Annotated in this window: 14 protein-coding genes; 3 read left to right on the top strand and 11 right to left on the bottom strand. The window is 55.8% G+C overall.

What is annotated here, in order from left to right; translation table 11 throughout:
• Positions 1–666: 666 nt before the first annotated feature.
• Together DW925_RS09095 and DW925_RS09090 are read right to left on the bottom strand one after the other, a co-directional pair.
• On the bottom strand, positions 667–1,353 hold the full coding sequence (locus DW925_RS09095) for a hypothetical protein (RefSeq protein WP_117790844.1): 687 nt from the start codon (positions 1,351–1,353) through the stop codon (positions 667–669).
• 400 nt (positions 1,354–1,753) lie between these two features.
• Positions 1,754–2,719, bottom strand: coding sequence for a DUF2971 domain-containing protein (locus DW925_RS09090; protein ID WP_158565765.1), 966 nt, complete (start codon positions 2,717–2,719; stop codon positions 1,754–1,756).
• Between the two features lie 973 nt (positions 2,720–3,692).
• Here DW925_RS09090 and DW925_RS09080 point away from each other — a divergent pair.
• The gene (locus DW925_RS09080) at positions 3,693–3,926 is read left to right on the top strand and encodes a type II toxin-antitoxin system RelB/DinJ family antitoxin (RefSeq protein ID WP_369831932.1); all 234 of its coding nucleotides are present in this window, start codon (positions 3,693–3,695) and stop codon (positions 3,924–3,926) included.
• A 182-nt stretch (positions 3,927–4,108) separates the two neighbouring features.
• On the opposite strand, the gene DW925_RS09075 is transcribed toward DW925_RS09080, so the two are convergent.
• From DW925_RS09075 to DW925_RS09050, 6 genes are all read right to left on the bottom strand, one after another.
• Positions 4,109–5,212, bottom strand: coding sequence for an ATP-binding protein (locus DW925_RS09075; RefSeq protein ID WP_233540265.1), 1,104 nt, complete (start codon positions 5,210–5,212; stop codon positions 4,109–4,111).
• A gap of 211 nt (positions 5,213–5,423) precedes the next feature.
• Positions 5,424–7,910 carry a glycosyltransferase gene (locus DW925_RS09070; RefSeq protein WP_117790840.1) on the bottom strand — a complete coding sequence of 829 codons (2,487 nt, stop codon included), beginning with the start codon at positions 7,908–7,910 and terminating at the stop codon, positions 5,424–5,426.
• A complete protein-coding gene (locus tag DW925_RS09065) occupies positions 7,911–8,978 on the bottom strand; it encodes a glycosyltransferase (RefSeq protein WP_117790839.1) in 1,068 nt (355 codons plus the stop codon).
• A 12-nt stretch (positions 8,979–8,990) separates the two neighbouring features.
• Positions 8,991–10,109 (bottom strand): glycosyltransferase family 2 protein, encoded by a 1,119-nt coding sequence (locus tag DW925_RS09060; RefSeq protein ID WP_158565764.1) that lies wholly within the window; start codon positions 10,107–10,109, stop codon positions 8,991–8,993.
• A 74-nt stretch (positions 10,110–10,183) separates the two neighbouring features.
• Complete coding sequence (locus tag DW925_RS09055; protein ID WP_117790837.1) at positions 10,184–11,224, bottom strand: glycosyltransferase; 1,041 nt, start codon at positions 11,222–11,224, stop codon at positions 10,184–10,186.
• Positions 11,225–11,230: 6 nt separating this feature from the next.
• Entirely contained in the window at positions 11,231–12,334 is a 1,104-nt protein-coding gene (locus tag DW925_RS09050) for a glycosyltransferase (protein WP_117790836.1), read from the bottom strand.
• A 112-nt stretch (positions 12,335–12,446) separates the two neighbouring features.
• Between DW925_RS09050 and DW925_RS09045 the strand changes: the two genes are divergently transcribed.
• Together DW925_RS09045 and DW925_RS09040 are read left to right on the top strand one after the other, a co-directional pair.
• Complete coding sequence (locus DW925_RS09045) at positions 12,447–13,577, top strand: acyltransferase (RefSeq protein WP_117790835.1); 1,131 nt, start codon at positions 12,447–12,449, stop codon at positions 13,575–13,577.
• Positions 13,578–13,747: 170 nt separating this feature from the next.
• Positions 13,748–14,767 carry a glycosyltransferase gene (locus tag DW925_RS09040; protein WP_117790834.1) on the top strand — a complete coding sequence of 340 codons (1,020 nt, stop codon included), beginning with the start codon at positions 13,748–13,750 and terminating at the stop codon, positions 14,765–14,767.
• Positions 14,768–14,791: 24 nt separating this feature from the next.
• Here the strand turns inward: DW925_RS09040 and DW925_RS09035 are convergent, their stop codons facing one another.
• The 3 genes from DW925_RS09035 to DW925_RS09025 form a co-directional block, all read right to left on the bottom strand.
• On the bottom strand, positions 14,792–16,588 hold the full coding sequence (locus tag DW925_RS09035) for an AAA family ATPase (protein ID WP_147349532.1): 1,797 nt from the start codon (positions 16,586–16,588) through the stop codon (positions 14,792–14,794).
• 203 nt (positions 16,589–16,791) lie between these two features.
• The gene (locus tag DW925_RS09030; protein WP_117790832.1) at positions 16,792–18,579 is read right to left on the bottom strand and encodes a hypothetical protein; all 1,788 of its coding nucleotides are present in this window, start codon (positions 18,577–18,579) and stop codon (positions 16,792–16,794) included.
• A 139-nt stretch (positions 18,580–18,718) separates the two neighbouring features.
• Positions 18,719–19,150: an Rrf2 family transcriptional regulator gene (locus tag DW925_RS09025; protein WP_117790831.1), complete on the bottom strand. Its 432-nt coding sequence runs from the start codon at positions 19,148–19,150 to the stop codon at positions 18,719–18,721.
• Positions 19,151–19,368 lie beyond the last annotated feature (218 nt).

The raw sequence follows: 19,368 nt of genomic DNA, 5'->3' as shown, positions 1-19,368 counted from the left end.
GGCGGGGGCGGCGTAGGCCGCGGGCCCGCACAGGGCCAGGGCGGCCGCGACCGCGAGGACGGCGGCGGCCCCGGAAACTCGTTTCATGAAGCGTTTCATGGAAAATCCCCCTAATCTAGCAACGGTTTAGAGTCTACTAGATTGGGGGGGACGAGAGCCAAGCCATGGTGCGCCGAACTGTTAGCCACAAGATCACCTTAGGCGCCAATGGCCTCATCCGTATAACCTTTGAGTTCCAGATGACCGACATCAATCCACGCTCAGTCGACGCCCGAAACACCTGGCTCGCAGCACGCAACGTTGCCTACAAACATGCTCTCCGGGTCCGCGGTAAAAGAAGGCCCGCCCAGCAAAACGCACGGACAGGCCATAGCAGCAGGCAATTCGACGCAAATCGTTTGAGCAGGCGGCGCGCGGAAGGAGCGTATAGGGCGGTTTTCTGTTGGCTGTCAGCCGCGATATCCTCATGGAAACCTAATTGTCGCCGGAATTAAAGCCCCAGGCGCGGGCTCGATATCCTCTCGGATATCTAATCGTCTTGGACTTTTACCTGCCCAAACACAGTACAGCTTTTACGTGCTGTCACACGGAGCAAGGCTCAAAAAGTGTTATCTACAACTCAAGCCTCTAAAGCAGGCTACGCACGGGCCTGAAGGAAATTGAGGTCTAAATAGGACCCTTATCAGTCTTGCTGCGCATCAGGTTCACAAAACTGACAGCAGATTTGCTGGCCTTATATAGCTGATCATCAGATTTCTGAAGGTCATTCTCGCTTAATGAATCAAATTCAAGAACTTCTTGCCCGGCGTATATCAGCCAGCCGTTCTGCGCGAGAGATTCTTTCTCGACATCATTGAGATGTATGTCACCACGTAAATCTAAGGAGCAAAGCGCCTGCAAATCAGTAGAAGGAGTATTTGCAACCAAACCAGCAAGCCTCAAATACTCGTTGTATCCTATGCTTTCCTCAATGAAGGCCGAGAACAGCCTACTTAGATAATCCACCTTTCGTCTGTCTTCAACTTTATTGATCAAATTCAAGGTAGTTTCAAAATTCTCGATCAACTTCTTCTCGTTCTTAGCAAAGAACGAACGACGCTGTTCGTCATCGACGGAATCCAGTCCGACAAGAAAGCGTTCAACCTTATTAAAAAAGAGCTGATCAGGGATTGAAGCCACCGCTTTGACGGCCTTGAAGAATGAAATGCCGTCCAACGTTTCATCAAACACGATGCTTACTGCATCCATCGGCAGCCCCAATGAATCTCCGATACTTTTACAGTTTTCCAAAATAGTCACGATATTTGAAACAATAGATTCCATATCATAATGCGCTCGACCCAACTCATCCATACGCCGCTCCTATAAGTCCAAAAATTTATATCCATTAGATTTCACTAAAGATATGGTTTATTGAAAATCATCCATCCATCGGGGAGAGCCGCCAGCTTTGACGCCCTACAGCCCTATGAATTAAATTCAAACAGATATAACACCACCAAAAACCAATAACGAGGCTAAACCTTCCACCGCACTCGCGGCTCTTGAGCGTACTATGCCGGATCTTGGGATTGTTTCGCGCCGAAGCGAGAAGTACTCGCTCTCGGAGGATAGGTTTGCCCCAAGCCACGGATCAACCCAAATTATCTTTCGAAATGCCCCAGTAGATATAGCAATCGCCAACTCAGGAGTCTACTAGTACACGATTCAGCTGACAAACAAATGACTATACGGCACTATTAACGGATAACTATCACTGTTCATCTACAGGAATATCCAGTTTATTCGCCGCACAAATGCAAAGCTCTTTATCCTCTTGAGTCATCCTGCTCCCAAGAATAACTCGCAACGGCTTGCATGAGCGTTGTACATAATTCATCTCAAGCTCATCTGGCTCTGGTACAAGACGGGCACGATATTCGTTCTCCCACTCAAACGCACTACCCTTTCTGTAAATTGCCCGTAGATCACTAAGCATGTCATCACTGCTCACATTAAGACCAAGCATCCTAGCAGCAGTCCAAGCAATTTGAGGGTCGCAATTAAATGGTTTGTCATCATATAAAATTGGCAATACTTCAGTACGCATTCCGTTAGCAATATTACAATTGCGAATAGCTTCTCTGTCGTAAGCAAGAACGAAACCCGCTTGGCTTTCGGAATATACATTCCACATATTCGAATCGCTAGGATTGTCTGTTAGGCACAAAATGCGACAACAATTTCGGCAGCTATTCTGATGAACTGGAACAACAAATCCTCCAACAAATAAGCGCAAGTTTTTTACAGCCGAGCGAAAAAGCCTAACTCTCCCCTCATCGGATAGTATCTCAAACTCATCTATTCTTGCTGGATTTAAAGGAACCCCCAGAACCCCTGAAACAAACGCAAGTCGTCTAAAATCAATTTGATTTATTATCTCTAACGCTTGTTCATCATCATTGAGATAACTTTCGATTTCATCTATACCATTCCAGTTATAGATCGGTACCGAGTCGCGCTGATCACTGAAAACCCTTGGATGAGAAAATGTAACAGTCGCGTTTTCTAAGTCGGCAAAAGCGTATTCAGTTGGAGGTCGATAGCGGTAAAGCATTCGCGGGACGAGAGAAGTCGATAGATCTTCCAGCTCCTTCTCAGCGGAAACAATTGAAGCGCCATCGTTTTGCTTAGCAACGAGATTAGCAAGTGTCTCCCGATATGCTTCTTTCTGTGTCAAGCTTAGTACCATGCAATGTCGCTTCCCGATCTAGCTAAATTAGATGCAGTTGATTATATCCAGTGCATAAAAACTGAATACACATACGAAGCAGAAGCCATGTCTATCAACTACCAAAAATGATTCCGATTGGAACGTACCGGAAATCGTAAAAGCTGCCAACGGATATATCTATAATAGCCTGAGATGACTAGAGATGAAAACATATAGCTATCAAGCAATCTTATCCTCCGATGATGACACCAGCTATGACATCGAACTCCCCTCTCTGTCAGTTCGTTTTACCAATGACGGAGCGCCGCAGAGGCTGCGGAAGCAGTCGAGCATGCAGAAAAGATTTGGCTCTATTAGACCAGGACTGGCATACATGTGTCCCCACTGCGCCATATCGTTAGCCCCGTAGACCGAGACGATTGGGGTAGCATGAACGCCGAGAACCTGGTAATCACCTTCAAACGGGACATGGCGAAGCTGAGCGGGACCGAGCGCCGCCGCGTGATCGAGTCCGTCAGGGACGTGATCCGCGCGGCGGCGTTCGACGACGCGGCCGGCTCCTCCTACGAAGTCGAACGCTGCTGTCGCTGCGGGTCCGTAGCGACAGCGAAGAAGGGGAAGACCGGGAACGACGATCAGCGCTACCTCTGCCGGGGCTGCGGCAGGACCTTCGGCATGGGCAGTGGGCGCATCCTGGGGACGAGCAGGCTCCCAAAGGAGACCTGGATGGCCTACGCCGAGTGCTTCGTGCTCATGCTGCCCCTGCGCGAATGCGCGAGGCGCTGCCGCGTCTGCCTCAAGACCGCCTACACCATGCGCCACAGGCTGATCGAGTGCCTCTCGGCCTACTCCCCCTCGTTCAGGGTCGAGCGTGGCAGCGGCTGCGAGCTCGACGAGACTTACTTCCCCGAGTCGTTCAAGGGCAACCACGCGAAGGGGTCGTTTACGATGCCGCGCCCGCCGCATAGAGACGGTAGTAATGGTCGCACCGCGATATACGAGGAAAGGTACAGCCATGCCGTCGAACATACCGGCCACGACGATCCGGATCGACCCGGAGGTCAAGAGGGAGGCCACGGCCATCCTGGACGAGCTCGGCATTTCCATGTCCACCGCCGCCAACGCGTGCCTCAGGGCGCTCGTCCGGGAGTGCGGGATGCCGTTCGAGATGAGGGTCAAGACGCCGGCGCCCGACGGGGAGGCGGCGAGATAGCCGGCAATCGACTTGAAGCGATAGAGCCCTCACGATTAACCCAACCGATCTTGAGCACATCGCCCCCTTGCCGGATTTAAACCAGGCAAGGGGGTGATTATTTAGCAATTGCAAAAAGATGATTGGGCAGAATGCCAATCCTGGTCTAATAGAGCCAAATCAAAACCTAATAATACCTCGACCTAGAACCGTTCGAGAATCTCCTCGGCATTCTCTCGCAGATAGATATCTAGGTCCGGCACGGCAAACTGCACGTAGCCCCTCTGTGGTGCCTGAATAACCTCTCTTTGTAGCAATTTTGCCCTAATGGAGCTAACCTCATTGGTCTTTTTACCCATGCGCCTAGCAATCTCGGATGATTTGGACTGTCGTTTGTCCTCGCACATCGCCAAAAGGTATTTGATATCGTTAGGCCCCAGTCCAGAAATCGCGGGCTCGTGAACAACATCGTGAAAACGAGCCTCTGCCAGCGCAATGCCTTCGGCAACATCGCGCTCGCTCACAATGGCACTTTTGGCACGATGCAAGTTGGCGCGCTGCCAAATGGAATAACCGACCAGTTGCACCAGATAGGCATAGCCCTTAGTGGCCTTAGCGGCTCTCGACAGAAGATCGTCCTCTATGGTCAAGCCAGTCGCGATAAAGCTGTCGCCCATAGAGAGCGCTACCTCTACCTGGTTGATAGGCGCCAGATCTTCGGGGAGGGCACGACGCAAGAACGTAAGCGCCTTGCCGTTAATAAGATCCATAACACCGGCGGGTAAGCCGGCAAAGGCAAGTGCAATATCTACTTTTTCCCCTATCAAAAGCTGAACCGTAGACGCAATGGCACGCATATCGTCAATCGGAGCGTCCTGAACTTCATCGATGGCAATAAAAAGACCCTTGGATGACTTCGCCGCCGAACTCAGCAACTTTCTAAGGCTCGACTCTTTGGGTGCAACATCGACTTTCGCGGAAACAAAGCCGGCATTTACGCCGACCGAAGCATTGGCCGTAAGGGAAGAATCAGCAACCTGATCCCTCAAGTCCAGCAATAGGTTAGGGCCAGCAGAAACAATAGCAGTCTTCCATCCAAGTTCTCGCGCACGATCCCTAAGATCGCAGAGCAAAACAGTTTTTCCGGAGCCTCTTGGCCCGGCAATGCGCATGAGCCTCGCAGGCGCACCAATTCCCGCATTCAAACTCTCGGTAAACTCAAGAGCGATATCATCGCGACCAATTATGCGCGGAGGCTCAGCGCCGGCAGTGGGACGAAAGGGGTTATGGAATGCTGTGACGCTCACTTGTTTGCCTCTCAAGACAATCGATTATCGGTCAATCTTAGCTTTATAAGTTTATCGTAGCCTATATCGGATTATATCGTGTTGTATAAGTCTGTATAAACGTATCGCGGAAGTATCGAGCTATCGTGAAGTATTGCAGCAAATCGCCTAGACGTTGCTATCTTCTCAGCTCATATCGAAAGTAAGTTGAGGGCTACCTATTATCTATTATTTAAAGCGAGAAAAACTCGCTCTCAGCGAATAAGTTCGGCCCCAACCACGGATCGCCCGTCAAGAAAAACTCCGGCCAGCGTTGCATGAACAGTGCTTGCTCGCGCTTCCAGCGACACATCTTTTCCTCGTTGGCCTCTTCCCTGCCGCGCGAGGTGAACTCGTAGTGGTACAGCTCGGCATAGGGCGTAAAGATGGTGCGGTAGCCCGCCTCCCACACGCGCAGGCAAAAGTCTGCGTCGTTAAAACCGACGGCGAATTCCTCGTTATAACCTCCGACCTGCTCAAATACCTCACGTCGGACCATCTGACAGGCGCCCGTCACAGCACTAAAGTTGCCCGGGCGCACAGCGCGGGCAAGATAGCCCTCGCGCTTTGCCGAGAAGTCCTGGTTGGCATGGGCAAGTGCGCCACGCACGCCAACCAAAATGCCGGCATGTTGCACCAGATGATCGGCAAAGTAGAGTTTGGCGCCCACCACGCCCGCCTCGGGACGCTGCAGATACCCCAACATCTCTTCGATGAAGTCCGGGCTTATGACCTCGGTATCGTTGTTGAGCAGCAGCAGATAATCGCCCTTGGCGTGTTCAACGCCAAAGTTGATGATCTGGGAGTAATTGAACTCGCCCGGCCAGTACACAACGCGCGCGATGCCCTTGCCTTCGGATGCTGCAGCCACGCGCTCTGGCAGGGTTTCGTAATACGCAAACGTCTCCGGGACTTCGCTATTGTTCTCCACCAAAACGATCTCGTAATTGGCATACGTTGCCTTCTGGGCAATCGACATCACACAGGCATCGAGCGTCTCAATGTGATCCTTGGTCGGAATCACAACGCTCACCAGCGGTGCAGACTCCGGCAGCGCATAGCGCATGCGGTAGACAAACGGCGTCTCGGTCTCCTCGACTGTTCCGCGAACGCCCAGCGCGTTAAAGTGGCGCTGAAGCGCAAGGCGCCCGGCCTCGATGGCATACGGCTTGCTATCGGCAGAACCATCGGCGGTCGATCCCGGATGCACGCGCCAGTGATACAGCACGTGCGCAACATGCTCAAACCGTGCGCCCGCCGCAAGGCATCGAAGCGTCAGGTCGTAGTCCTGGGCGCCCGCAACATCTTCCGAAGACATGCCAATGCGATCGATAAGTGCCTTCTCCACCATCAGGAAATGCGTCACGCAGTTATGGCTATAGAGCAGGTCGACGTTGAGCTTGGTCTTAAAGACCGGCTGGCCCCACTCCCCCGTTTTCTGGAACATGTCCTCATCGCAGAACAGGACCTGGGGACGCTCCCCCTCTGCCGCTTTGTTCAACGCGGTGACATAGTGGAACAACGCATCCGGCTCCAAGATGTCATCGTGGTCTAAGAATGCGATGTAGTCGCCCGTCGCTTGCCGAATGCCAACGTTGGTGTTGAGCACAATGCCGCCGTTGCCAGGCAGCTCAATACGATGGATCCGCTCGTCATTGGCGGCGGCCGCAAGATTGGCCACCGCATCCCATTCGGGAGAGGCGTCCATAAGCAGCAATTCCCAGTTGTCATAGCTCTGGGAAAGCACCGAATTCAACAGTTCGCGCAGGTAGACCCGATCAGTCTTGTAGCACGGCACCACAATGCTCACGAGCGGCCTATAGGCAAAGGTCGCCGAAGCGACACGCTGGCACGCCAGATCACCCGGCTTTGCGCGATGCTGTTCAAACCAACGTCGATAAGCCGCGTCGTCTGCACGCGCGTCTTTCATGCGGTTCCAGCTGTCGTCGACCATGCCGTTGTACAGGCGGCCATCCATAGCGCAAAAACCACTCTGAATCTGCTCCGTGGGATCGCTCACAATCGCGACAAAATCTCGTATATCCTGAGGCATCTCAACGCTCAGATACGTTTTATTGACGTGGCAACCGTTGCGCTGCGGCACGTCGACCTGCGATTCAAACACATGCACGGTGACATCGATGGCATTCATATACGTATCAAAGATCTGAAGCTCAGGTGCGCACTGGGGGTCTCCCGCCCAGGTAACCTCATAGCGCCACACCGCGCCGGCGTCTGCCGGCAAATAGCGAATGGCATCGATCTCGTAGCGACCGCAGCATTCGCCACGCTGCACATCGCGGACAAGCGCGCACATCGCAGCCTTTGCTTTGTAGTTAATCTTGGATTCCAGCTTGGCCACGCGGCTATCGAGGCGAATGGAGCCAAGCTTTTGGCCACCGGATGCAAATGTAGCGTCAATCGTAGAGCCGTCCAAAAAGGGAAGCACCAAGACGGCGAGCTCGCGCTCGTAATCGGAAACGGAAGGACAAAGCGCCAACACACGGCCATGATCGACCGGGAGCACCAGCGACGGCACACAAGAACCGCTCGTCGTCGCATGGGCAAACGCTTGAGAACCCTCCCGCTCAATAAGCGCGGCGACATCCTGACCGGCAAAACGAAGCAGCACAAACAGACGGCCCTGACTGCGGCAAAGTGCCAAACGCTTGATACTCATCTACACTTCTCGCTTTCCCAGGGCGTTCGCTGCCATGCGTTTGCAGGCACCCAGGCGCCCAAACCTCAAGACATCGTAATCGAACATGAGCTTTTTGCATGCACGGGCATTGGGGGCCTTGCTGGTAAGCGCCGCACGCACCATAGCGGCAACAGAAGGAGCGCATTGTGCGAGCGCAGCATCGCTGCCCACAGCAGAACCGGCAAGCGCCGTGGCAACGGCGGCAAACACCTTGCCGCAGTCCGAACCCAGCAATCTGAGCGCATCGTACAGCACCAGATCGCATAGGAAGTACGCCAGGTCATCGGCATGCCGGACATCGAGACCGTCGCGCTGCCAGTCAGCCAGCACCGCAGAGTAAATCTTCACGTGCTCCAGCAGTCGCGTCTCGTCGTCGTAGCGCATGGTGTCCATGAGCGAACCCTTGCGCGCCACGCGGTAGTCATACAGCTTGTTCGAGATAAGCGCGGTCTTGCGCGAACGACCGTACACGGCAAAATCGAAGACCTGGTCCTCGCCATACTTGACGGTTTCGTCGAACACGATCCCGTTACCCAGCAAAAACTCACGTTTGCAGGCGGTGCGCCATGCAAAGGGGCGAGACGCTTCCTTAAACAGCAGGTCAGAGCTATAGCCTTCAAACGACACATCGCGCGGGCTCAGCACATAGTTAAGCCACGGATACCCCGCCTCGAGCGGATACGGATTCGCGCCAAAGGTCAAAACGTCGCAGCCCTCGCGCTCAAAGGCATCGACGATCACACGGCACGCATCGGGCGTAAACCGGTCGTCGGAATCCAAGAACGCGACGATAGGCGCCGTGGACGCAGCGATGCCTACATTACGTGCGCTCGACAGGCCGCCGTTCTCCTTATCGACCAGCGTAAAGCGCGCGTCCTTTTCGCAATAGGCAGCCGCAATGTCGCGCGACCCATCCGGCGAGCCATCGTTGACCAGCAAGCCTTCCCAATCGGGCATGTCCTGCGCAAGCAGGGAGTCCAGGCACCAGGCCAGGCACTCCTCCACTCTATAGATGGGAACGACAACGGAAATCTTAGGGGTAACCATAGTCACGCGCTCCTACTGTGCGGCCGGCACGTCATCGGGGTGCGGGTTGTCACCGTAGGCGCGCTGATACGTCAGCACGCGCCAAACCAGCGGCAGGCCGCCAATCTTAAAGTAATGCTTAAACGTATTGAGCTTGCCCGGCTTCTTAAAGTCAAAGCGCGAATCGATATAGGCGCGGGGCGACTTGATCATCAGGCGCAAATCGGTCTCGCCGCGTGGATCGAACAGCGACAGGTCAAAGCGACCGGCATCCCAATCGGCCTTGAGCTCGGGTGAAGCCTTCTCCCAAAACTGCTCGCGCAGCTCATCGACCAGACGCTCATCATTCCAACGGTACGTATCGACCTTCATGCGCATTAAAATGCCTTGGAGCTGAGCCTTGAGCTCGGGACGCTCGTCCAAAAAACGTTGCATCTCGGCATATTCGTCGCACACGCAAAACACCTTGTTGGGCGAATTAACGGAGCTCTTCTCGTTATCCTGGCGATAGCACAAAATGGGGTCCGTAATAAACGCGGCACGCTCGGCGCAAGCCCAAACCTTAAAGTTAAAGCCTGCGTCCTGATACGAGGCGCCCGGCGTGGGAAGGAACCGAATCTGATTGTCGTTGAGGAACTGGCGCCGATAGATAGCCGACCAAATGGAAGGTTTGCGGTAGAAGATGCCCGGGCGATCGACGGGGCGATACGCGGCGCCCGTCATATGCTCGTCGACAATCCCAAACAGCTCACGGCGCTCGCGGGGCGTGGACCAATACAGGTAAAAGTCGCCCTTTACCACATCGGCATGCTCAGCATCGGCCTTGGCGACCAGCTTTTGGAGCGAATCCTCAAACATAAAGTCGTCGGATTCAAGGATGCCCACGTACTCGCCGCGCGCCATCTCCAGGCCGCGGTTCATCGAGTCGCCGTAGCCGCTGTTGGCTTTGTCAATCATCTTTACACGGGGGTCGCGCTCCATATACTCGCGGATGATATCCGACGAGCTATCGGTAGAACCGTCGTTGATACAGATGATCTCAATGTCCTTGAGCGTCTGCGCCACGGCGGAATCGAGGCACTCGCGCAGATAGCGCTCGACATTGCAGATGGGAACAAGCAGCGAAACTTTAGGGGTATCAGAGTTCTGCAAGAGAACCTCCTGTTGAGTAGCGTGTAACAGGGTTATTTTAGCAGCCGAGTTGCGGCGGGCGGCAGCGCTTGGAACTAGAGAAAGCGCTCCAGGCAGGCCTTGAAACCACGGGTCGAAAGATAGAACAACGTGGCGTCTGCCATTGAAACGCCCGAGGTCGCCGCAACGAGCTTGTGGGCAACACGTCGAACGGCGCCCTTAGCAGGCATATCCGCCCACTCCGTTCCCAAAAACGTCGTGAGGTCCATGCTGACGCGAGCCGCCACGCGATGGAAGTCATCGGAATCCAAGCGCGCCAAATCAAACACAATAAGGTCCAGGAACCAGGTGATCAGCTCGCCGGGGCACAGGTCCAAAAGACCGTAGACCGCCCAGTCCTCCAAGACCTCCTCGAGCATCCTCATGTGGGCGTCAAGCTTTTTGGCGCGAGCCTCGGCACTGTTGAACTCGTGCGTCGCCGATTCGCTCTCCATCACGTAGTGGTAGAACTTGTCCGGCATGACGACGGTCTTACGGGCAAGCGCATAAGCCGCAAATTGGAAGACGACGTCCTCGCCCAAAGCCAAACCGGGGGCGAAGCGAATGCCTTCGCGATTGAGCAGCTCGCGCGAAAAAGCCGCACGGCAGGCATAGGGCTGCGCATTCGAATGGAACAGCAGTTGAGGATCGCGGGCGCCGAAGGTACCAGCTTTGGGGCTCATGAGTTGCTGGACGCGTTTGGGAGCAGCATCGGCAGGTTCACAGACGCCGCCAAAAACGGCGGCCTCGGCATCCGCAGACTCCATGGCATGCAGCACGCGCTCGACCGTCTGGGCATCGATGTAATCGTCGGCGTCCACAAAAAAGACGGTCTCGCCCTCGGCGACATCGATACCGGCATTTCGAGCACACGAAACGCCCGCGTTTTCCTGGTCAATCACCAGTACGCGATCGTCGGCCTGCGCGATCTGGCGCAACACGTTCAACGAATCATCAGTCGAACCGTCGTTGACGCAGACAACCTGAATCGAACACTCAGACTGGACCAACAGCGAATCGAGGCATCGCTGAATGGAGCGCGACGAATTGTAGACGGGAACGACAATGGTCGCTTTGGGGGTCAAGGTCTCTCCCATGTCGACCTACCCCCTCAGCGATTCGATGAGGAAGGCAGCAACCACACCTGGGCCTCCAACCGAGGCGTAATACTTAGCACGCCCCAAGGCACCATCCGTCGCAAAACTCGGATGCTCGTCAACCCAGCCCTCAGGATCTTTGAGGATGGCAGCGAGATTTGCGCGCTTCCACGGCTTGAGATCGTCAAGCGAAAACTCCCCCGCGTCCAAGGCCGCTTGGAACTCCTTGGCCATCTGAACCAGGAACTCCTTATAGAACTTAGGCGCTAGGCGCACGTAGTTCCACATGTACGAATCGTACTTAATGAGCTGATTGAACTTGAGCATGCGCGCGACGTCATCACTTGCGTGGTCACGGGCATAATCCTCTCGAATCCAACGCTCAATCTCGGCATACTCGGTATTGACGCAAAAGACCTTAGCCGAAGAATTGACCGAGGAATTCTCGTTGTCCTGGCGATAAGACAACACGGCATCATGAAGGTAAACAGCCTTATCGGCGCACGCGATCACCTTAAAGGCGAATGACGTGTCCTGAAAGGATGCCCCCGGAGTCGGCAGGAACTTAATGCCGTTGCGCTCAAGAAAATCGCGACGGTACACGGCCGACCAAATCGACGGCTTTTGCTTAAAGAACTGCGTCGTATCGCTCGGGTGCACTGGCTTGCCACAGTCCTTGGCTTTAAACATCTCGTGCAGCGAACGGCGCTCCTCGGGCTTAGACCAGTAGAAATCAAAGTTCGCCTTCGCGAAGTCGGCATTATTGCTATCGGCGGCCGAGACAAGCTTTTCGAGTGCGTCGGACGCCATAAAGTCATCGGACTCCAAGATGCCCACGTACTTGCCACGCGCCATCTCCAGACCGTGGTTCATCGAGTCACCGTAGCCGCTGTTGGCCTTGTCGATCATCTTGACGCGCCCATCGCGCTCCATATACTCGCGGATAATCGCCGGCGAGTTGTCGGTCGACCCGTCGTTAATGCAGATGATCTCGATGTCCTTGAGCGTCTGCGCCAGGGCGGAATCGAGGCACTCGCGCAGGTAGCGCTGAACATTATAAATGGGAATAAGCAGCGACAGAACAGGGCTGCCAGAGGCGTTAGTAGACAAATGTGCTCCTTAGGAAATACCTGTCGTTTCATGGTATCAAAGGGTCAGCGCGCTAGCGGGCGTTTATATAATCTATGGAGCTCGCAGAGGCAAACCGATAAGAAAGGACGTCATGCAGCCCAAAGCCGCACGCAACATACCCATCGAAGCACTGCGTTTGGTCGCGGTCGCCGGCATCGCGGTGTTCCACACCTTTCAGTGGACCTTCCAAGCCGTCTGCGTCGGCGCCGTGGAATATGCCCCACTTGCGATGTCCCCCTATTCCGGCGTGCTCGGTTTTATTAACCTGCTTGGCTGCTGGGCCAACGAGGTCTTCTTTATGATCTCGGGCTATTTTCTCATCGCCTCGGCCGCAAGTACTTGGGACGGTGGGGCAACGTGGAAGTCGCAAATGCAACGGACGGCGCAGCGCCTGGGCAAGGTCGTTATGCCCACTGCGTTTTATTGCCTCGTGACGCTCGCGTGGTCCACGGTCGTCTCCCCCATTCCCGACGTTACCCTCAACACGCAGTACTGGTACACGCTAGGCCTTGAGTTTATCTGGGTCTATGCCGCCACGGTCTTCATAGCGCCATGGTTTGGACTGGCTAAGAGTCGACTCCCCCAGAAAACCTACACGACGACGGTCATCGCCGTTGGCATCCTCGCATTTGTTGTTAACGGGTATTTAGCCGCCATGAGTGCGACAAGCGGCGGTGAGTTTTCTTGGCTGCAGAAGCTCATGAGCGCTGCCACGTACGTAATCGCGTTTTTGATCGGCGGGCTGCTCCGCGACGTAACCGATGTCATGGATTCGGACAGGGCGGGCGCCTTGGGCATGCGGTCGCTCGCAGCGGTTTTGGTGCTCGCCACCATCCTGGAAGGAGCACTCTCCTACACCGGCAACCTCACGGCGATGGCAGTCCTCTCCTACAAATCGACCTCGCTGATCTCGTTTGCCCTCGCTGCCGCCTCCCTGCTCTTTGCGGCAACCCGACGCAGTGCCCCAGGCAATCCGCGGACTGCGGGTGTCATCGTCACCTTATCGACCGCCACGCTCGGTTTCTATGTGATGCAGTCGCTCACCAGTAGCCTGTGGCGTCCCGTCTTCAATACGTTGCTCGCAAACATACTGGTCAGCCAAAACAGCCCGGCAGCTATATGCATCGTCACGGGTACCGTCATTAGCATCGTCTTTGCCTTAGCGCTCCTCATCATCGACGCAGCTAGAAGCCTTATCGCTCGCAAGCTCAAGCGACAATAGACACGCTGCCGTAAGACGCTAAAGCCGCTACAGCCGTGGCAGGTTCCTGCGTTTTATTCAAAGCTTGCCGCCAAGGTGCGCCGAGCCTTTACAATAGGACCGTCCCAAGGACGTATTCGATAGCTTCCGCGCAGCGCATGCGCGCCGCGCGTGAAAGGATATATTGCCCCATGCCTTCAACCCTTCCCGCTCCCATCGATAAGCTCGCCATCGTCGTCGTTACGTACAAGCGCCAGGAACTCCTGGCCAACTTGTTCGACTCCATGACCGAGCTCACGGCAACGCCCTGGCGCATCGTGATTGTCGATAACGAGAATTCGCGCGAGACCGAGGCCATGTGCACCGCATTCAACGAGCGCCTGGCCAACCTGTGGGGCATCGACACCGAGCAGCCCGACGCGCAGGGCCGCACCGACCGTGTCATCTACGCCCCGCAGCTCGAAAACGGCGGCGGTGCGGGCGGCTTCTCCGCCGGCACTAAATGCGCCTACGACCTGGGGGCCCAGTGGTTCTGGGTCATGGACGACGACGTGCTCGTCATCCCCGAAGGCATCGAGCGCTTGGCCAAGTGGACCGACCGCTACGATGTTATCCAGGGTTCGCGCTTGGACTTTGACGGCGGCGCCTTCTTTTGGCAGTACCAACTCATCCTTTCGCTCGGCATTCCCAACCCCATCGCCAAGTGGGATCTGGGTCCCGAAGGCTACCGCACCATGAACCAACTGTGCTTTGAGGGTGGCATGTTCTCGCGCCGCGTGGTCGACAAGATTGGCCTGCCCGATGCGCGATTCTTCATCTACGGCGACGATGCCTGCTACGGCTACGTAGCCAGCCAGCACTTCCCCGCCGCCGTTGTTGCCGACGTGGTGCTCAAGCGTGCCCGCGCTGTCTCTAACTGGGACATCGCCGGTAAGCGCCAACTCAACTCCACGAGCGACACCAACCGCTACTACATCATGCGTAACCGAGGCCTCCTCGCTCGCTATATGCAGATCTACGGTGACTACCACCCCATGCTGTTCCGTCTGGGCAACGCCGCGACCTTCTGCAAGGAGTTCATTCGCCTGGCCGCCGTTGACAAGTGCTTTAAGACCGGTATTCCGGCGCTGCGCCGTGGCATGAAGGACGCCCGCAAGATCGTCAAGGACCCCAACTGGAAGCCCATGCCGCCCATGAAGGACACCAAGTAACGGAAGCCGGAAACACCTCAGCGCTTAAAGCCGCTGGTACACCGTAGCCACATGCTGTCCATCAAACCCAAACCCCCAGCGCATGCGGCCAACGCCGGGTCGCGGCACACGGATTTCGTCGATGCCGTCGCGCTCTATGTCGAGCAGCGCCTGCACGGCCAGCAATTCCAGGCCCAGCGCATCCACACCGGGGTCATACATCATGTTGATCGTTATCAGCGGACGTTCATCGAGCATACCGATCGTATCGGCTATGTCGAACGCGGCGCCCGTAGGAAAAACCTGGATGTCCCAACGATCCGCGCCACACTTTCGCCTCGAAGCAGGATTGGCATAACCCGGCAATCCAAAGCAGAGTCCTTGCAAGAGTAGGTGATATGGCAGCGGTGTATCTGGGTCGGTCGCACCGATTCCCGCATCTCCCAAGATGCGGCTTAGCGCCCGCCTCACGGTATCCTCGTTCCCATGGCACAGCCCGTCGCGAAACGCATCGACGTCTCGAATGTCTTCTGCAGCGCACTCAAACCACTCAATAATCACTAGACGCAAGGCCTGGCGAAGCTCGTTATTGGGCAATCGCAAAGCACGGAGATGACTACCATGCTCAGGCTCCTCAGTCATATCCGTCGTGAGAAAACCGGACAGATACAGCGCTGTCCACATGCCATCGTCAGGCGAGACATCTGGCTCTACAGTGCCCAAACAAAGCGGGGCCTCAGCGCACCCATGGGCCTCGAGCAAATCAAACAAGACCGAAAGGCGGTCGAGATTCCACCCGGCAACTACCCTACTCAGGCAATCCGCATATCCATACAGATCGGCACGCACAGGCACCGTGCAGCCTCGGCCCAGAAAACCGATCACACGCTCTGGACTCGAGCAATAGGCCCTGCCAAACCGATACCCCTCGAGCCATTCACGCGCATCATCCAGGTATTCCTCGCGCCCAGCATGATTCAACAGAGCCTGGACCTCGGCATCCGAAAAGCCGAACCAACGGTCACACCAGGTCGAAAGCGGCGTCGTCAGACAATACGAGCAGCAGTGCAAAGAAAGCGCCGCTTCGGCAGGGCCGGGACACTCCCCCATCAGACACGTCAGCCGCAACGAATCGCGCGCAGTGGCAATGGCGCCGAACAGCACGCGATCAAATAGCCCTGCCGGATCGGCGCCGGAAGCGCCCCTCGCGCTTGCACGGCCCAACCATGCCGCGTCGTACCCATCAACGAGCAATACAACCTGCTCATCGCAGGCAATCTCCAGTAGCTCTATGAGCACACCGAGCACAGAGTCAACCTCGTCCGCGCTCGCTACGCCACGCGCAACGCGTTCGATGTGACGCACCTTATCTCGTGCTAAATCCGGAGCCTCCAAGAGCGCCAGCAGACGAGCGCATTCGCCCGAAAGAGTATCGCGTACGACGTCGGCAACAGCGGCGCCACGCCTCGTAGCGCCAGAAAAGTCCAGCGATATCACCGGATAGCAAGCATACTCATCCCGATAGCGCCCGCCGTTCGCATCCCAAATCTGAGCATCGGCAAACAAACGCTGACCAGAGCGACCGACCGCTAGACGCTCCAGAAAAGCCCTGAGCATCGACAAGTTCATGCTCTTGCCAAAACCCTCGGGTCGACAGCACACCACAACGGACGCGTCGCAGTCCAACACATCGGCAATAAACATGGTCTTGTCAACCAGCATGCAGCAGCCAAGGGCCTCCGCATAGTCGTGCATGCCAATGGGCAAAACCGCATCGTCGGCACAGCCGATCAAGCGCACGCCAAAGCCAGCAGCACAATCAACATTTGCCTGTTCAGACACCAAAACGTTCCCCCCTAAATCGCTGCACGATGCCAATTGTAAAGACCGCCTCGCGCGTACCGACGACGCCGCGCGAACATATCGGGCAACGGTAGCAACAAGAGGTGTGAGGGGGCATAACTAATCGTTGCACAACAAAACGGGGCCCGATGCATTCGCACCGGACCCCGTCCCAACTCTTTAGTTATCTAGCAACCAAGAGGCTACTCCTCCGAGCCGTCCTCCCCAGAAGCCTTCTTCTGCTGATCGAGCTTATGCTTACCACTTACGATAGACGTAGCGCCCAGCGTGGCCAAGCTTGCACTGGCAAGGCTCGCTATCACAATCAGATCGCCCGTCTTGGGCATGTTGCCGCCCGAGGACTTGGCAGTTGTAGTCGTCGTGGTCGTGGTGGTCACCGTTTTGGAGTCATTTTGCTCCTGGACCTGGTTGTCAGCACCGCTCTTGTCGTCGTCTTCGGGCTGTTTCTTTTCGCCCTCGGTCTTGCTCTCGTCCTTCTTCTGTTCGGACTCGTCGTCCTTCTCCTCAGAGCTAGAACCCTTATCAGATTCGTTCTTCTCGGAAGCCTTGTCCTTGGAGTCGCCCTTTGCGGCTTCGGTCTTTTCCGTGGAAACCTGATCAGAGTTGTCCTTGTTCTGGGCCGAGCCGTTATTGACGCCAGCCATCAGCGAAGAGCCCAGCGTAGAACCAAGCTGCACGGAGAAAGAAGGCTTCTTGTCCGGCGAAGCAACGGGAGCGTCCGGCGCCTTATTCGAGTCGTCCTTGGAATCATCGGAATCAGGCGTTACATCAGAGCCGGAGCCATTGTTAGAGCCGGTGCCAACGGACGAATCGCTCGAGCCGGTAGATGAGTTAGAGGTGTCAGCGTCGGTCGAACCAGAAGCGTCGCTGTCCGTATTGCCGACAGAGCTTGAAGACGAATCGCCCGCAGCAGAGCCGTTCGAATTGGAGCCGTTCGAGGTAGAGCCGTCGTTGGTAGTGCCGCCAGCAGAGCCATTACCGTCAGCATCGGTCGAGGGCGCATCCATCCTGTCATCGTTGACATCGTCACTCGAGCCGTCATTCGAATCAGGTATCGGCGAGGGCGCCGGCGTAGGCTCGGGCTGCTCGGGCTTGTTGTCCTTCGCAGCGGCAGCCTCGTCCTCGGCGATATAGACCAGGCAGTCCTTTAGCTCGTTGCGGTAGCGGTTCTTCCAGCCCTCATGATACTGGGGCTGACTTGAAAACTTGGTGGCGACATTGTTGACCACGCTATTGGAGAGCGCCGTCACAAACTCGCGGTCGGACATATCGTTGGAGAGATTCGCCCAGCGGAAAAAGTCTCTGCAGCCACCGGTGCCGCACATGTTGGTGATGCTCCACACCATGCCCTTGACGCAATCGGCGCGGCCCGAAATATCAATACCCAGGCCGCTCTTGAGCCACGCCTCGGTCACCGCATAGTACGAGTTGTACGCATAGGCATCTTGAAGTGCTGAGAACTCAACAGGATCGGTGTTGTAAGCACCCTGGAAAGCCTCCTGCGCGATACGGCCCAGCTCGGTAAGCTGGCCGTTCTCGTACATGGCATTGCTCGCGTTGGAAATCTCGCTGCCGCGATCAATCGCATCCTTGAGCATGCTGTATTTTTCGGGGCTGTAGTTGTAGGCCTGCTTCATAAACGGAATGAGCGACCAACGACGGTCGAACTGGTAATAACCCAGCGCGTTATAGCCGTCACCGTACGAAAAGCCCTGGTTGTAGTTGCCATGGCTCTCGTACTTGGTAAAGTACTTCATCTCAGGAGTCACGTTGACAAACGAAACGCCCTGGACCGACCTCAGCACGCCCGAGAAGGACTGCTGGGTGTAGAGACCCTTATCGATATCGGTGGCATCCGAGGCAACGCCCGGCGTGGGCTCCTCGGCAGCGGCGGGTGCCGGCGCGGAAACGGCGCCAAACGAAAGCGCCAGCGTCAGGCCCGCGACAATCGCGGAATGCTTGGGCTGCATAAAATCCTCCCTGCATTGGTGTAGTTAAAGTTCAGTTTGCAAAGATAAAAATAAGTATTGCAGCTCGCCCGTTGTTACACAACAACCCCTCGGTAAACGGCAACAACCCTCCGCGAAATCTTAAGGAATTGCGGTCAACCTACAGCTTAATGTCGAAGTTGATCTCGGGGACGGCGGCCAGGTCGGCCAACGTCACGCCGTCAACATAGTTCTCGATGACCTCGTCCAGGCCGCGCCAGAACTTGACGGTGGAACACAGGTCGCTGCGGGCGCAGCTGTTGTCGATGCCATCGCACGCCACTGGAGCCGTGCTGCCCTCGACGGCGCGCAGGATGTCGCCGGCACGAACCTCGGCCGGGTCCTTTGCCATCATGTAGCCGCCGCCCTTGCCGCGCACGCTCTTAAGCAGGTCCGCCTTCATAAGCGGACGAACCAGCTGCTCCAGATACTTTTGCGAGATATGTTCGCGGTCGGCAACCTCGCGCAGGGCAATCTTGCCCTCGGCGTCGCCCAGCGCCGCGATATAGATCATTAGCCGGAGGGCATAGCGGCCCTTAGAAGAAATGAGCATACCTACCCTCCCGTTGTTCCTGGGACAAAATCAGGCTTGTTAGTCCCAAATCCTATGCACGCGGGGCAAACAAACCTGATTATTATGTCCCACATCTAAAAAGTCGAGTGGATTAGTCGGGTTTTCCCTTGACTAACGCCGAACCCATAGTAACTTTATTCCGAGAAGATTCCTAGGGTTTAGTACACCTATGAGTACACCATATACAGAGAGGGACA

The organism is Collinsella sp. AM43-1 (genome assembly GCF_003467925.1).
GTDB lineage: Bacteria > Actinomycetota > Coriobacteriia > Coriobacteriales > Coriobacteriaceae > Collinsella.
The sequence above is the reverse complement of the archived record's forward strand: the minus strand, read 5'-3'. Positions and strand labels throughout refer to the sequence as shown.

Bases quoted from the DNA above. Each gene is read 5' to 3' on its own strand.
- DW925_RS09030 (WP_117790832.1), bottom strand. From the start codon at position 18,579: ATGCAGCCCAAGCATTCCGCGATTGTCGCGGGCCTGACGCTGGCGCTT.
- DW925_RS09040 (WP_117790834.1), top strand. From the start codon at position 13,748: ATGCCTTCAACCCTTCCCGCTCCCATCGATAAGCTCGCCATCGTCGTC.
- DW925_RS09080 (WP_369831932.1), top strand. From the start codon at position 3,693: ATGGTCGCACCGCGATATACGAGGAAAGGTACAGCCATGCCGTCGAAC.
- DW925_RS09065 (WP_117790839.1), bottom strand. From the start codon at position 8,978: ATGGTTACCCCTAAGATTTCCGTTGTCGTTCCCATCTATAGAGTGGAG.
- DW925_RS09025 (WP_117790831.1), bottom strand. From the start codon at position 19,150: ATGCTCATTTCTTCTAAGGGCCGCTATGCCCTCCGGCTAATGATCTAT.
- DW925_RS09045 (WP_117790835.1), top strand. From the start codon at position 12,447: ATGCAGCCCAAAGCCGCACGCAACATACCCATCGAAGCACTGCGTTTG.
- DW925_RS09070 (WP_117790840.1), bottom strand. From the start codon at position 7,910: ATGAGTATCAAGCGTTTGGCACTTTGCCGCAGTCAGGGCCGTCTGTTT.
- DW925_RS09055 (WP_117790837.1), bottom strand. From the start codon at position 11,224: ATGGGAGAGACCTTGACCCCCAAAGCGACCATTGTCGTTCCCGTCTAC.
- DW925_RS09095 (WP_117790844.1), bottom strand. From the start codon at position 1,353: ATGGATGAGTTGGGTCGAGCGCATTATGATATGGAATCTATTGTTTCA.